The following is a 14990-nucleotide window of genomic DNA, read 5'->3' on the forward strand; positions in this document are numbered from 1 at the left end:
CGGGTCCCGCCGCGCGGAGCTCCGCGCGGCCCGGCGGATCGGACCTTGGACACGCGCTTCTCGCTCATGCGCCGGTCCTGCGGCGTCAACCCTGCTTCGAGATTGGGAGTTCTCTTGATGTCGCATCTCACCGGTAGCGGCCGGCGCGACGTGCTGCGTGACGATCTGAGTGCGTACGCGGCCTCCTTCGAGGCGTGGCTGGCGTCTCGGCCGGCCGAGCTGGTGGCGGCGGCCCGGCCGCTTCCCGTCTACGCGGAGCGGGTCGCGGTGACGTCCGAGCTCATGCGCGCCCTGTTCGACGAGGGCTGGGCGCGTTATGGCTGGCCCGAGCAGGTCGGCGGGCTGGGTGGTGGGATCCTGCACCGGGCCGCGATGTGGGAGGCGCTGGCCCGGCACGGGGTGGCGGCGATGGCGCTGTTCGAGCACCTGGAGATCCTGGCCCCGACGCTGGTGGCGATGGGTGACGCGGGGTTCGTCGCGGGGACGCTGCCGCGGTTCCTGCGCGGCGAGGAGCGCTGGTCGCAGGGGTTCTCCGAGCCGGAGGCGGGCTCGGACCTCGCGAGCCTGCGTACCCGGGCCGTCGCCGCCGACGGCGGTTATCTGATCACCGGTCGCAAGATCTGGACGAGCTGGGCCCGGTACGCGACGTGGTGCCTGGTCCTGGCGCGGACCGGGCCCCCCGAGTCCCGCCACCGGGGGCTGACGGCGTTCGCGGTGGATCTGCGTTCTCCGGGTGTCGAGGTCCGGGCGATCGAACAGGCGAACGGTACCGACGAGCTCGCCGAGGTCACCTTCGACGAGGTCGCCGTCGGGCCGGAGCGGATCGTCGGCGAGCTGGGCGGCGGGTGGGGTGTCGCGATGCACATCCTTGCCCACGAGCGGGGCACCTTCGCCTGGTTCCGGCACAACTTCCTCTACCGCCAGCTACTCGAGACCGTCGAGACCGGCACCCCCGCCGCCGACCGCCTTCTCGGCGACGCCCTGCTGGATCTGGCCGCCGTCCGGGCGAGCAGTCACCTCGGCCTGCACGCCCACGCGAGCGGCGCGGCGCTGGGCCCCAAGGCCGCGTTCGTGAAGCTGCTGCTGGGGGCGAGCGAGCAGTCGGTCAACGACTGGGCGCTGGCCAGCGACCCGGACCTCGCCGTCGGGCCGCCCGATGACGAGGCCGCCGCGCGTCGTCAGGACTATCTGTTCTCCCGGATCGTCACCGTGTACGGAGGCTCCCAGCAGATGCAGCTCGACACGATCGCCAAGCAGATCCTTCGGCTGCCATGACCGTGACCGTGGAACAGGCCGACCAGGAGTTTCTCGACGCCGCGTGCCTCGCGCTGCGCGCGCCCCGCGAGGGCGGCGACCCGCTGGACGCGTTGGGCTGGTGGGACCTGCTGGGTGAGCTGGCCGACCGGGATGCCCGGATGGCCGCCCTGGCGCTGTTTCGTGCGCAGGGCCGGGAGCTGGCGACGTCGGCCGCGCTGGGCGCGTTGATGGCCCAGCCGTTCCTCGCCGCCACCGGGCATGCCCCCGGGTCCCTCGTCGCGGCGATCAACCACCGCTCGCGCCGGCGAGGCGAGCGGCTGATCGTGATCGGCGACGTCGCCGGCAGGTCCCTGCTCGTCGACCGCCCGGGCCAGGGCGCGGGCGTCGTCGACGCCGACCGGGTCGGCCTTCGCCCGCTCGAGGTCGCGGGCCGGCTCGCCCTCCACGAGGTCGAGCTCGACCCGTCCGCGTGGGCGCCCACGGTCGCCGAGAGTCACGCGTCGCCGGCGCGGGCCCGCGGCCAGTTCCTTGGCCGTCTCGCCCTCGCGTGGGAGATCCTGGGCGCGGCCGAGGGCGCGCTCGCGCTGGCGGTGGCCCACGCCGCCACCCGGGAGCAGTTCGGCAAGCCCATCGGCACGTTCCAGGCGGTCCGTCACCTGCTGGCCTGGGCGAAGACCGACTGCGTGGCGCTGGAGAGCGTCGCCGTCACCGCGGCCCGCCTCGACGAGGCGACGCCCCCGCGCCACGACGAGGTCGTCAAGGCGCTGGCCGGCCGCAACGGGCGCCGCGCCTGCGAACGCGCCCTGCAGGTGCTGGGCGCCATCGGCTTCACCGCCGAGCACAGCCACCACCACTTCCACAGCCGGGTGCTCGCTCTCGACGCGCTGCTGGGCACCTCCGCGGAGCTCACCCACGCACTCGGCGGCTGGGTCCGCCAGACGCGCGCCGATCTGGCCGTGGACGCCGCGGCCCTGCTGGCAAGCCCACAGTAAACGATCATCAAGAGGTGGCCCGCGGCCAGGCGGCGGTGGGCGCGCGCCGCGGCGCCGCACCGGACTGTCGGGAGCGGGGACGGGCGCTCACCCGGAGCTAACCGGCTCGCTGGGTGGCATCGGCTGCGTCCACGAGTCCGAGGTCGTCGGCTCGCTGGTACGCGTTCCGCGCGCCTTCCGCCTGGCCGTTGCCCGTGGACTCATCCACCCGCCCTGTCGGGCGGGGTGCCGGGCCCGGCCGGGCGGTCGCTCTGATCAGGGCCAGAGCGGCGACGAAACCCAGTGTCATCAGGCCTGTCACGAACGCGGACCCGTAGATGTCGGCGGTCACGAAGGTCCGGTCGCCCACCGTGACCTCTCCCGGCGGCGGCGACAGGAGGAACCCGAGCAGCGGGAGGACGGGCAGCGCCCACACCACGCTCGGGAGCACCTGGAGGGCTCGGTGGGCCGGGGGCGTCTCTGTCGAAACCTTCGATTCGACGAGCGCGAACACCTGGGAGATGACCCAGCCTGTGAGGAGCCAGCCGAGGAAGTTCGAGACGGGCACTCCGAAGTAGCCGCCGGGGTCGTCGTACCGGTACTGAGAATTCACGGTGGCATACACCGCGTCGAAGGTGAAGTCCCAGCCGGTGAGGATGACCGTCGCGACGAGCGGAACGGTGAAACGCTCGGCGCCCACCGGCCGAGAAGGACCACCACGCACGATCACACTGGCCAGCACCCACGCGATCCAGCCGTACGCGAAATACGCCGACGGCACCACGAGCGGAATATCGAGAAGACTCGGCCCGCCGGTGAAGTGCTCGTAGTAGCCGAAGGGGAAGCCGAACGCGACACTGCACGCCTCCAACGCGAACGCCACGACGTAGCTGATCACGAAGTAGGCGCCGACGCCGCGCCAGCCCACCCACAGCGAACCGTGCACCAGGCTGAACAGCAACGCGACGCCGGGCAGTACGTCCGTGGCCGCGTCGCCGATCTCGCTGCCCGCCCAGACCGCTCCACCGACCGCGGCCACCAGCGCGATCAGCGCCACGACCCACAGGATCAGGACGCGGGTACGTCCCACGGGACGACCCGCGTCCGCCTCCGACGTCCCGCTTCCAGCCAGGACAGCCGCCGCTGACCCCCGCCGAGCCTCGCCAGCCATCCGCGGCCGCCCTTTCGTCCTCCAATAGATATAGATCTTATGCTGGCACAGAGCGGGCCGTCGCGGGTCAGCCGGCGGCCCAGCCCCAGTGACGGCGGTGAGCGTCGGCGGACCAGGCACCGATGGCCGCCAGGTCGGGGTCGGGGGCGAGCGGGGTGCGGCCGGCGTCGAGCAGGGTGGTGATCTCGGTTTCGACCACGGCGATCTCGTCGAGGACCTGGGTGACGTTGCGGACGTCGCCGCGCTTGACGCGCAGGACGCGTTCGCGCTCGCCGTCGGGCATCGGCAGGGTGAGCCGGCCGTGGGCGGCGACCTCGCGGCCCTGGAACGCCAGCCGTAGCGCGTGGGAGGCGAACTTGACGTCGTAGCCGTACCTGGCGACCAGCTCCGGGCGTGCCCACCCGCCGCGCCGCGCCGTCAGGCCCTTGCCCGCTGGCACGGCCTGGCCGCCGATGCGGGCGCGTTGGCCGGCGAGGTAGCCCAGAAATCGGCGCACCGCGCGTTGGGAAAGGATGGCCGGCGCCAGCGCGCGCAACTCCTCGCCGAGCGGCGTGCGGACCAGGATCGCGTCCGTCGGCGCGTAGAGCGGCAGCAGCGCGGTCGGGTTGCCCTGGGTGGCGAGCCGCAGGTACTTGCGCAGGGAGTAGATGACGAGGTCGGTGTCGCCGGGGCCGGAGCGGGCTCCTTCTGGCTGGGTCCGGTACACGTAGTGCTCAAACCGGCCGTCCATCCCCAGGACATGGCGCGGCGGCTCGATGAAGACACCCATCTCGTCGTGGTCGTCGGTTCCCGCGATCGCGATCCCGTGCAGCCCGGAGCCCACGACGGTCCGCAGGATCTCCCCGGCCAGAGCCAGATCCCGGTTTCCATACTCCGTGCGCGCCACTGTCGCCGACATGCCGCGACGATCCCAAATATCCCGGCCGGTATCTAATTGTTTTTGTCAGCCGGAGATGGCGAGGGGCGTATCGCGCGGCGGCTCCCAGGCGGCTGCCGCCACAACGAAGCGCTACTACGAGACCGGCGGGCTGGTGGGCTGGTTGGGGTGGGCTGGATTGCCTCCGATGGTCGCGGTGACCTGCGCCGCGACATCGACGACGCGGGTGGCGATGTCGTGGAGTTCGGCTCCGCTGAGGTCGCCGGGCAGGGCGGTCAGCGCGAGGGAGCAGGCCAGGGTCCGGTCGGAGGCCCAGACGGGCGCGCTCAGTCCGATCACGCGCAGCTGCGCGGACGCCAGGTCCGCGGCCGTGGCCTCGTGGACCGTGGAGGGTTCGTAGGCCGCGGCCTGGTCACGGCGGGAGCTGATGGTCGCGCTCCATCCGCGTGCGCGGACCTCGGCCAGCGCCGCGCGATGGGTGTCTCGCTGGGTGGGCGAGAGTGCTGGCTGGGCACGGGCCAGCCAGTGGGCCTCGGCGTCGCCGCCGGCCCACGCCACGTAGATCGGGCCGATCGGGGCGCGCAGCGGCAGCGGTGAGCCGCTTTTGACGGTGAGCCCGTACGGGTGCGGCACGGGGTAGGCCGCGGTGATGACGACGCTGTCGCCGTGGACGACGCCGGCCATCGCCGTGGCCGCGAACTCGTCTCGTAGCCGCGGCAGCGCGTCGGCCAGGACGTCGGCCAGGGCGACGGCCTGGCTCGCCGCCCGGCCGAGCCCGAGCAGCTCGGGGCCGAGCCGGTAGTGCGGCCCGGGGTCCCGGCGAAGCGCCAGCCCCTCGTCGCACAGCGCGAGCAGGACCGCCTGGCAGGACGAACGCGGCATGCCCACGGCGCGCGCGATGTCGGACAGCGAGCGGTCGGTGTCCGGGGTGGCGGCGAGCACCTTCAGGACCTGTGCTGCCCGCTGGACGGAGCGGGCCGGCTGGGTGGGCATGCGTTGACGCCTCCTCGCGACACGTCCTATCGTGTCTCGTGACCAGAACATTGTCTCTATATATAGACACAGTATATCGGGACGAGGTCGCCACGAGATGCCACTCGTGACGACCGCTCGTCCGCGGCTCCCCGTCGGGCTGCCCGTCACCACCACCCGAGGGACCGATCATGGGAACACTTGACGGCCGGACCGCCATCGTCACCGGCGCCGGCCAGGGAATCGGGCGCGGCATCGCGCTCGCGCTGGCATCACGGGGCGCGTCGGTCACCGTCGCCGAACTCAACGCGGACAACGCCGTCGCTGTCGCCGCCGAGATCGAAGCGCGCGGCGCGAAGGCGCTCGCGTTCCCCTGCGACATCCGGGACTCCGCCCAGGTCGAGGCGTGCGTCGCGGCGACCGTCGAGCATTTCGGCGGCCTGCGGATCCTGGTGAACAACGCGATGGCGGCCCGGGTCGGCGTGCCGCTGGAGGAGACCACCGACGACGACCTGGCGCTCGCGCTGGCAGTCGGCCCGGCTGCCACGCTCGCCTTCATGCGGGCGGCGTTCCCGCATCTGAAGGGCGACGGCCGGATCGTCAACCTGCGGTCGGGCTCGGAGCTCAGCGGCCTGGCCGGGTTCTCGGCGTACGTCGCGGCCAAGGCGGCGGTGGGCGGACTGACGAAGGTCGCCGCCCGCGAGTGGGGCGTCCATGGCATCACCGTGAACGCGGTCGCGCCGTTCGCCGCCGGGCCGTCGATGAGGGCGCATTTCGACTCGACGCCCGGGTTCATGGACGAGGTGCTGCGCGGACTGTCCATCAAGCGGGTCGGCGACCCGGAGCAGGACATCGGTGGCACGGTGGCGTTCCTGGTCGGACCCGACGCCGGCTACATCACCGGCTGCACGGTGTCGGCCGACGGCGGCGGCAGCTTCCTGTAGCGCGACTTCCCGTAACCCGGCGACGCGGGCCGGCGCCCGCGACGGCAACTCACAACCACAACTCGATCGCCACGGTCGAAGACGGGAAGGAGACACCATGCCCTGGGGTCGACTGGACGGGCTGCGTGCCCTGGTCGTGGGCGGCGGCAGCGGGATAGGCCTGGCGACGGCGACGATGCTCGCCCGGGACGGCGCCACGGTCACCATCGCCGGACGCACCGAGGAAAAGCTGAACGCCGCGGCGGCGCGGCTCGCGGACACCGACGGCCTGCGCCTGGGCACGGCACGCTGCGACACCCTGGTCGCCCCCGACGTGGAACGGGCCGTCGAGATCGCGGCCGGCGACACCGGGAGCCTGGACATCGCGGTGACGGTGCCCGGCGGCGGCTCGTTCTCCCCGATACTCGCCTACGACCCGGACCAGTTCAGCCGTGAGGTGGACCTGAACGTCCGGCCGGTCTACCTGCTCATCAGGTACGCCGCGGCCGCGATGCCGGCCGGCGGGTCGATCGTCGCGACCTCGTCGACCGCGGCCGCGTTCTCCACCCGCAACCTCGCCAGCTACGGCACCGGCAAGGCCGCGGTCGACGCCCTGGTCCGGATCGCCGCCGACGAACTGGGAGCACGCGGGATCCGGGTCAACTCGGTGCGCCCCGGGCTCACCCGGACCGACACCACCACCAACCTGTTCGCCAGCGACGCCGTGCGCGCCACCTTCCTCGCCGGCCAGCCCCTGGCCCGGCACGGCGAGGCCGACGACCAGGCGGCGGCCATCCGCTTCCTCGCCGGCCCGGAGTCGTCCTGGATCACCGGCCAGCACCTCGCCGTCGACGGCGGGCACACGCTGCGCAGCTTCCCCGACCTGCTCGCGGGCACCACCGCCGCGACCAGCTGACCCCTGCCGGGACGAGACCCGGGACCGCCCACCCGTCCCCGACCTGTTGAGGAGGACCGAGTGCCCGATGACACCCGGCTGCTCGTCGGACGCACCGCGCTGATCACCGGCGCCGGTCACGGCATCGGTGCCGCGACGGCCCGGCTGTTCGCCCAGCACGGCGCCACCGTGCTGGTGACCGACGTCGACACCGAGGCGGCGCACCTGGTCGTCAAGGAGATCACGGACCGGGGCGGCAGCGCCGAGGCCCACGACCTCGACGTCCGCGACGCCGGACGCGTCGACGCCGTCGTCGGTGAGGTGCTGGCCCGCCACCGGGTCGACGTCCTGGTGAACAACGCCGGGCACTGGGTCCGCATCCCGCGTGACTTCGCCGACAGCCGCCCGGACGACTGGGAGGCCCTCTACCGGGTCAACCTCTGGCACGTCTTCGCGCTGACCCACGCCTTCCTACCCGCCATGATCGACCGGGGGAGTGGGGTGATCGTGAACGTCGCGTCCATCGAGGGACTGCGGGGCTACCCGGTGGACCCGGTCTATGGCGCCTTCAAGGCGGGGCTGGTCCAGTTCACGCGTTCGCTCGGAGTCCAGGTCGCGCCGAAGGGTGTGCGGGTCAACGCGATCGGACCGGACGTCACCAACACCGCCCAGTCCGACTTCGCGCGTTTCGACCCGCCCGAGTGGGCCGAGCGGTGGCCCAGCTGGGTTCCCGCGGGCCGGGTCGGAACCCCCGAGGAGCAGGCCGGGGTGATCCTGTTCCTCGCCTCCGACCTGGCCTCCTTCGTCGTCGGCCACACGATCCCGACCGACGGCGGAACGGGCGCGGCCGGCGGCTGGTACCCCTCCACCAAACGCCCCGGCAGATCCTGGACCAACCGCCCGATGGACGCCTGACCCAGCCGAGGCGGGCGGAACGCGCGGCGGCGCGGTCGCCGCCAGGTGGTCCGAGGTGTGCCGGGCGGCCAGGCGGTGATGCTGAAGGCGGGAGTGGTGCGCGATGATCGCTGGTCTCGGCGGGGCGGGACGCGCGCCCGCGCGCCCATCTGGCGAAGGTGGTCGCGTAGCGGCGGCCCAGACGTGCCGTCCGATCAGCGAGTGCGCCTTCCGGTGGTTTCTGGCCATCACGATGGGGCTACTGGCCGTCGCCGCCGCGCTGTGCCTCCTGCTTCCGGGCACCGCCCTGGATGCTGTCAGGCCGGCCGTTCCGCTGGCGGCGAGTTCGGCGGCCCTGGTGCTTGGCGTCTTGGGCTTCGCCCGCGCCCCGCCTCGGGAACGTCTGTGGCGCGGGCTCCTGCTCCCGGGGTTGGCCACCATTCTCGCCGGAGCGATCGAGTGGGTCCTGTATGACAGCGGCAACATCGAAGGGTTCTCCCGGCAGGGACCTCGGGCGGCTGATGTCCTGCACCTCGCGCCGTTGGTGCTGGCCCTGTTCAGCCTGATGAGCTATCCGAGCCGCTCGGCGACCAGCACCGGCGACCCCGGTGCGCGGCCCCTGGATCACGACCACCGGATGCGTAGCAGCATCATCATCATCCTCGACAGTCTCCTGATCGTGGTGTCGACGCTGCTGATCGTGTGGATCGTGTTGCTCCGCGAGGTGGCCGCGAGCGGGGTGCACGGCCTGACCTTCACGCTCGGGATCACGCACGCCACCGCCGGATCGGCGCTCGTCGTGGCAGTGATCCTGATGTGGACGTTTCGCCGGCCACGCAACGGGCGCGCCATGGCCCTGCTCACCGGCGGGATGGGCCTGACCGCCGTCTCGGAGGCGGCGATCGTGCATGTCGTCGTGGTCGGCCCGACACCGGTCAACCAGGCCCTCATCGCCTGGCCTGGCCTGACCGTCGGGCCCCTGCTGATCGCGCTCGCCATCGTGGCGCCTCCCTGTCCGAGGCAAGGTGAGGAACGTGTCCACTCAGCCCGCGCGGCGGCAGCGCTGCGGTGGGGACACCTCTACCTGCCCTACCTCCCCTTTGGAGTCGCGTCCGCGCTCGTCGTCCTGCCGGCGGCGCGCGGCGACTCGCTGGGCGGCTTCACCCTCCAGCTCGCCTTCGTGCTCGCGGCGCTCGTGACGATCAGGCAGGTCATCACCATCGCGCAGAACGCCCGACTGCTGACGAGAATCCAGGCCGCGCAGCGCAGCCTGCACCACCAGGCCCACCATGATCCGCTGACCGGCCTGGCGAACCGCGCGCTGTTCACCGCCACCCTGGACAGGGCCGTCGCCGAGCACCGCGAACACGGCACGCCGCTGGCGCTGCTCTACTGCGACATCGACAAGTTCAAACCGATCAACGACACCTTCGGGCACGCGGCCGGCGACGACCTGCTCCGGGCGGTCGCCGGCCGGCTACGCGGAGCCGTCCGCGAGCAGGACCTCCCCGCCAGGCTCGGCGGCGACGAGTTCGCGGTCCTGCTCCAGGACGTCGACGACCCCTGGGCAACCGGCCAGCGGACGGCCGAGCGCGTCGCCGAGGCCATGGACTCCTCATTCATGATCCACAGCCGTCCCTGCCGGGTCAGCGTCAGCGTCGGAGTCGCCGTGACCGACGCGGCCGAGTCCGCCATCGACACCAGCGAGGACCTCCTGCGGCGCGCCGACCAGGCGATGTACTCGGCGAAGAAGCACAGCCGGCCCCCCGCCGCCTCGCCCGTCTCCTCCCGCGCGCTCTCCCCGCGGCGCCCGCCACCACCCAGCGGCCGTTGAGGCCGCGCGGATGGAACGGACGCCGACCCCAGGCGCGCCCGGGCGAACATGGTCAGTGCCGTTCCACGACGGTGCCCCACTCGGGCTGGGCATCTCCTTGGCGGATACCAGTGATGTGGCCCATCGGTGGTCGGCGTGGATGACCAGCCGCACGCCGACCACCGGGGCCCCGTTTAGTTCAGCTTGACCCAGGCGCCGCAGGACAGGTCCTGGACGATCCTGAAGTTCTGGTCGACGAGCTGGACGAGGGAGGCGCAGGGGCTGCTGGAGGCGTGGTTCAGCGGCCAGCGGGTCTCCGGGACGGCGTCGGCCACGGAGTAGGTGTAGTCGCCGCCGTTGAGGGTGTTCAGCAGGTTGTCGACGGTCAGGTCGGGGCCGGTCTTGTCGAGGGCGTCGAGGAACATGTCGGCCGTCCAGTAACCCGCCATCGCGAGCAGGCTCAGCGTCTGCTCGGGGGCGTACTTCTGGAAGTCGGCCGTCATCTGCGCGATCGCCGGGACGTCGGTGTCGATGCCGGGCTGCCACTGGACGGTCGTGTAGACCCCCTGCAGCGCCTGGAAGCCGGCCAGCCGCGGGTCGTAGGCGACCGCGTTGTGGGTCTTGCCCTGGTAGCCGGCCGCGGTGAGCGCCTCGGTGAGCTTGGTCGTCGAGGGGAAGTCGAGGATCATCAGCACCGCGTCGGCCGGTGCGCCCTTGTCGGCCGTCATGAGGTCGTTGACGATGGCCGTGGTGTCGGTGAGGCCGGTGACCGGGACCGGGTTCTTCTCGTAGACGACGTCGATGTCCACCGTGGTGATCTGGCGGGAGATTCCCAGCAGCCCTTCGCGGGCGGCGTCGTTGTCCATGCCGACCAGCGCGACGGTCTTGCCCTCGCCGTTGCCGTCGAACATCGACTGGACCATCAGCCCGTAGGTGGTGCTGCTGACGCCGTCGCGCGGGAACAGGCAGCCGGTGAACCCGAACCCGATGGTGTTCTCGCAGTATCCCGGGTTGGTGCCCCAGCCGAAGAACGGCACCTTCTGCGCGCAGAAGACGTCCTTGTAGGCCGACTGGCTGGCGTTGAGCGGGACCGCGGCGAAGACCTTCTCCTGTTCGACCATGGCCCGGGCCTGCTGGCCGTTGCGAGCGGGGTCGTTGCCGTCGTCGAACGTGCCGGCGTAGTTGATCGTGCGGCCGTGGACGCCGCCCTCGTCGTTCGCCCGGTCGAACCGCACCTGGGCGCCGATCTCGGCGCCCGCCATCGTGCTGCCGTTCGGGCTGGTGAGGTTGACCAGCCCACCCACCTTGATCTCGGTGTCGGTGACCCCGCGGGTCGGGTCCGCGGCGGGCCCGGCGCATTCCAGGCTGGCCGCGTCGACCGTGACGCCGTCCGCGCTCCACCCGGTCGACGGCCCCGGCGTGAGGCCCGCGACCTCGACCACCCGCTGGTCCGGCGCGTCGTCCTCGCCACCGCTGCTACAGGCCCCGACCAGGGCGAGCGCGGCGACGGACAGTACCACCAATCGCGATCTGCGCATGATTCCTAACTTCTAGCTCGGATCCCTGGCTGGAGACGCGTCCGAGACGCGTGACGGGAGCCGGGTGACAGGAGGGAGCCGAGACGTCCGCGCCGGGGTCGCCTCGACTCTGTATAAATTCGGTCTGGATCGTAACGTAAGTCTGCTCGATTGCAACCGGTGAGGGCTGGCGGCCGGGTCGGCGCGCGTCCTCCCGGCGACGGGCGCCGGTAGGTCCGCCGGGACGCCGGGCGGGCGCTGGCGTGGCGGACCGGAGCGTCGGCCCCTCCCAGGCCGGCTACCAGGTCCGCTACACGGCCGCGAACGCGCGGCGGACCATGTCGATGAAGATCGTGTCCGACAGGCCCTCGCCGGCGGCGGCGCTCTCGCCGCGCTCGGACTCGTCGGCGCGGTACGCGCCGACCATGGCCACCAGCAGGCGGGCGAGGGAGACAGGGTCGCCGGCGCGGATCGTGCCGTCGCGCTGGCCCTGGCGGATGATCTCGGCCTGGAGGTGCAGGACTCCCCGGTAGCCCTCCGCGAGGTCCGCGCTCAGCTGCGGCACAAGGGACTGCCCGGCGGGGAACAGGCGGCCAATGATCCGTCCGAAGTCGGGATGGTGCCGGTAGAACTCGATCTCCGCATGCGCGAGGCCGGTGAGTCGGTCGATGCCAGGCCCGTCCTCCTCGGCGAAGGAGGCGATGCGCGCCAGGAGGACGACGGAGCGTCGGTCTATGACGGCGCGTAGCAGTTCTTCCTTGCCGCTCAGGTGCAGGTAGAGCGCGCCGACCGAGATGCCGCAGGCCTCGGCGACGTCGCGCAGGCTGGTCGCGCGGTAGCCGTCGCGCCCGAACCGCACCTCGGCCGCGTCGAGCAGGCGCTCACGGGCGACCGCGGCCTGCTCGCGGCGGTGCTGTTGGCTTCGCGTCGTCATCCGGGTCGGCGCGGGGCAGTCGGGGGCCGGCCTGAAGCGGCGGGCGCGGCGCGGCGCATCAGCCTTTCTACACCGGCCTTCCGGGCGAACCAGTCATCGGGAGACGGCACCGTCCGGGAAGACGCGCCGCCATAGGGCCGATCGGAGCTAGCACCGCGGCGCCTGGCTCGGCGACGCGACACCAGATCGTATACAGCCTCGGCGACCCATGGCGGGAGGAGGCGGGGCGCCCTACGCGCGGTCCTTGCCTGGAGCCGCTCGACGCCTCTGCCTGTGCGGTGGCCGGTGCAGGTCGCGTGCTCGCAAGATCGTCGAGTGATCTCGTGATCCATCTTGTATGAACTTCTGAACCGTGGTTCACTGAACCGCAGTTCACTGAACCATGGTTCAGTGATCTTTTTGGATGGTCTGGACGCGTCGGGATGGTTCTGTATCACCTCCCGCGCGCACCTCTCGGGAGGCAGCTCATGACGATCTCCGGCGAGACCAGGGCCAGCCAGCCCGGCCCGGCCGGCGTCTACGGCACGTCGGCGGTCGCCGCGACGGCCACGGAGGATCTGGTCGGGTTGCCGATGCCGCAGCGGCCGGACACCCTCTACGACCTGTCCCGGCGTACCCGGGTGCGCCGGGAGTCGGGGCCGCGTTTCCCGTTCCCGATCCCCAACGGCTGGTTCGTCGTCGCTCGGGCCGACGAGATCGAGCCGGGCCGGACGAAGTCGCTGTTCTACTTCGGCAAGGACCTCGTGCTCTTCCGCGGCACCGACGGCACGCCGTATCTGTTCGACGCCTACTGCCCGCACCTGGGCGCGAACCTGGGTGTCGGCGGCAAGGTCGTCGACGGCAGCCTGCAGTGCCCGTTCCACGGCTGGCGGTTCGACGGCGCGAGCGGTGCCTGTGTCGAGGTGCCCTACGACGACAACCCCTACATCCCGAAGACGGCCACCGCGCGTTCCTACCCGGTGGTCGAGCGCAACCACATGATCTGGGCCTGGCACCACCTCGAGGGCTCCGAGCCCTTCTACGAGGTCCCCGAGGTGCCGGAGTTCCACGACGACGACTGGCTGCCGATCGTGGTCAAGGACTTCGAGATCGCGACCTGCTGCCAGGAGATGGCCGAGAACAACGTCGACACCCCGCACTTCGTGTATGTGCACGGCACGCCCGCCATCCCGGAGGAGGAGTTCCACGTCTACGGCTATTTCAAGCGCACCGTCGGCATGGACGGCAACTTCGTCCGCGAGGGCTTCGGCCTGGGCCTCGCCGTGCTGCGGGTGAAGGGCTACACCACGTTCGTCTCCTCCACGACGCCGATCGACGAGGAGAACGTCCACGTCCGCTGGATCTTCACCTCGCCCCGGGCCCTGGGCGAGAACGCCGCCGAGGACGCGGCGAGCAGCTTCACCGCGGGCATCAGCCAGGACCTGCCGATCTGGGAGAACAAGATCTTCAAGGACCCGCCGGTGCTGCGGCCGTCCGAGAAGGCCGTCACCGAGCAGCGCCGCTGGTGCCAGCAGTTCTACTCCTGGCCCAAGGACGACCAGCGCCGCCGCTGACATCGTCAGACCGCCGCGCCCGTGACCGGCGCTCCGGGTGACTGCCGTACCCGTGCCGCCGCGCCCATCCTGGCGCGTCCGTCATTGCCGTGTCCATGACCACCGTGCCTGTGACCACCGCGCCCGTCCTGGCGCGTCCGCTCGGTCCGGGCAGTCCCGCGGACCTGGCCAGTCGACCTGGCCTGGCCACACCGATCAGCCAGTCCGTCGGCTGTGCACTGCCGTCGGCTGGTTCACGTCTTCCCACATCCAGCCGATCAACGAGGAGGGTCCCGATGGGGAACCGTTGGGTACGCGCCGTCGAGAAGAAGTCCGAGGCCGAGGCGAGCATCGGGGCCGGCCTGCCGCCGATCCCGTCGCTGGAGGTCGTCTACCTGACCGATCCCGCGGTGCTGGCGGCGGTGCTGCCGCCACCGCTGACGCCGCCGGCCGAGCCGCGGGTGCATGTCCGGGTCACCGACATCGACCTGCGCTTCGGCGACTACCACTACAAGGAACTCGTCGGCTACTTCGCTGTCGACGCCGTGTACGACGGCGTGACCGGGGAGTACCCGCTGCTGATCCCCATCGACCTCGAGTCGGCGATCTCGATCAGCCGCGAGAAGCACGGCGAACCGAAGAAGCTCGCCGATCTGGAACTCACCCGGGATGGAAACCACGTCGAAGGGCGGATCACCCGCAACGGCGTGACCTTCATCGAGATCATCGGCGATGTCACCGAGAGCCTGCCCGTTCCGCCGCCCTACCCGGCCACCCAGTGGTGGTACAAGTTCATGCCCGCCGTCTCCGGCTCCGGTTTCGACGGCGACCCGCTACTCGTGCGCTACGACCAGGTCCGCACCCCGGTCACCGCGGAGAGGGTCGAGGGCAAGCTCGTGCTGCGCGACGAGCCCACCGCCCCCGTCATCGACCTGCCCGTGCTCGAAACCGTCTCGATCGCCTGGACGACGCGGTCGTCGAAGGGCGGGGCCAGTGTCGTCGGACCGGTCGACCCGGTCGCTTTCGAGCCGTTCGTGCGTGCCCGCTACGACCACTGATCCGAGAGCCGGCGCGGCCATGGGCCATCCAACACGTCCCGCGGTCCCAGAAATCCGAGCAACCCATGCCTCAGAACCAGGAAAAAAGTCATGAGCGATAAATACCTGTTGATCTCGACTGACACGCATGCCGGGTTGCCGCCGGAGCAGTACCGCGACTATCTGGACCCGAAGTA

General features: G+C 71.4%; 13 protein-coding genes. 8 read left to right on the plus strand and 5 right to left on the minus strand.

From position 1 onward, the window contains the following. Window positions 1–117 precede the first annotated feature (117 nt). Both I6A81_RS26645 and I6A81_RS26650 read left to right on the plus strand, forming a co-directional pair. Window positions 118–1275, plus strand: coding sequence for an acyl-CoA dehydrogenase family protein (locus tag I6A81_RS26645; RefSeq protein WP_203003877.1), 1158 nt, complete (start codon window positions 118–120; stop codon window positions 1273–1275). Beyond that, entirely contained in the window at window positions 1272–2249 is a 978-nt protein-coding gene (locus I6A81_RS26650) for an acyl-CoA dehydrogenase family protein (RefSeq protein ID WP_203003878.1), read from the plus strand. Before I6A81_RS26645 ends, I6A81_RS26650 begins: the two co-directional genes overlap by 4 nt. Window positions 2250–2346: 97 nt before the next feature. Here I6A81_RS26650 and I6A81_RS26655 read toward each other — a convergent pair whose 3' ends face one another. The 3 genes from I6A81_RS26655 to I6A81_RS26665 form a co-directional block, all read right to left on the minus strand. Then, window positions 2347–3318, minus strand: coding sequence for a carotenoid biosynthesis protein (locus I6A81_RS26655; protein ID WP_307874927.1), 972 nt, complete (start codon window positions 3316–3318; stop codon window positions 2347–2349). 148 nt (window positions 3319–3466) lie between these two features. Next, window positions 3467–4297: a nucleotidyltransferase domain-containing protein gene (locus I6A81_RS26660; RefSeq protein ID WP_203003880.1), complete on the minus strand. Its 831-nt coding sequence runs from the start codon at window positions 4295–4297 to the stop codon at window positions 3467–3469. Window positions 4298–4411: 114 nt separating this feature from the next. Beyond that, entirely contained in the window at window positions 4412–5269 is an 858-nt protein-coding gene (locus I6A81_RS26665; RefSeq protein WP_203003881.1) for an IclR family transcriptional regulator, read from the minus strand. Window positions 5270–5439: 170 nt separating this feature from the next. Here I6A81_RS26665 and I6A81_RS26670 point away from each other — a divergent pair, with 170 nt between their 5' ends. From I6A81_RS26670 to I6A81_RS26685, 4 genes are all read left to right on the plus strand, one after another. Further along, entirely contained in the window at window positions 5440–6192 is a 753-nt protein-coding gene (locus I6A81_RS26670; protein WP_203003882.1) for an SDR family NAD(P)-dependent oxidoreductase, read from the plus strand. A 97-nt stretch (window positions 6193–6289) separates the two neighbouring features. Then, complete coding sequence (locus tag I6A81_RS26675; RefSeq protein WP_203003883.1) at window positions 6290–7087, plus strand: SDR family NAD(P)-dependent oxidoreductase; 798 nt, start codon at window positions 6290–6292, stop codon at window positions 7085–7087. Window positions 7088–7147: 60 nt separating this feature from the next. Next, window positions 7148–7981: an SDR family NAD(P)-dependent oxidoreductase gene (locus I6A81_RS26680; RefSeq protein ID WP_203003884.1), complete on the plus strand. Its 834-nt coding sequence runs from the start codon at window positions 7148–7150 to the stop codon at window positions 7979–7981. A 232-nt stretch (window positions 7982–8213) separates the two neighbouring features. Beyond that, window positions 8214–9794 carry a GGDEF domain-containing protein gene (locus I6A81_RS26685; RefSeq protein WP_203003885.1) on the plus strand — a complete coding sequence of 527 codons (1581 nt, stop codon included), beginning with the start codon at window positions 8214–8216 and terminating at the stop codon, window positions 9792–9794. A 173-nt stretch (window positions 9795–9967) separates the two neighbouring features. Here the strand turns inward: I6A81_RS26685 and I6A81_RS26690 are convergent, their stop codons facing one another. Further along, entirely contained in the window at window positions 9968–11311 is a 1344-nt protein-coding gene (locus I6A81_RS26690) for an ABC transporter substrate-binding protein (RefSeq protein ID WP_203003886.1), read from the minus strand. A gap of 289 nt (window positions 11312–11600) precedes the next feature. Further along, window positions 11601–12224, minus strand: coding sequence for a TetR/AcrR family transcriptional regulator (locus I6A81_RS26695; RefSeq protein WP_203003887.1), 624 nt, complete (start codon window positions 12222–12224; stop codon window positions 11601–11603). Window positions 12225–12691: 467 nt separating this feature from the next. Between I6A81_RS26695 and I6A81_RS26700 the strand changes: the two genes are divergently transcribed. Then, window positions 12692–13777: a Rieske 2Fe-2S domain-containing protein gene (locus I6A81_RS26700; RefSeq protein ID WP_203003888.1), complete on the plus strand. Its 1086-nt coding sequence runs from the start codon at window positions 12692–12694 to the stop codon at window positions 13775–13777. A 275-nt stretch (window positions 13778–14052) separates the two neighbouring features. After that, window positions 14053–14814: an acetoacetate decarboxylase family protein gene (locus I6A81_RS26705; protein ID WP_203003889.1), complete on the plus strand. Its 762-nt coding sequence runs from the start codon at window positions 14053–14055 to the stop codon at window positions 14812–14814. The last annotated feature ends 176 nt before the right edge of the window (window positions 14815–14990 follow it).

This window comes from Frankia nepalensis (genome assembly GCF_016786325.1).
GTDB lineage: Bacteria > Actinomycetota > Actinomycetes > Frankiales > Frankiaceae > Pseudofrankia > Pseudofrankia nepalensis.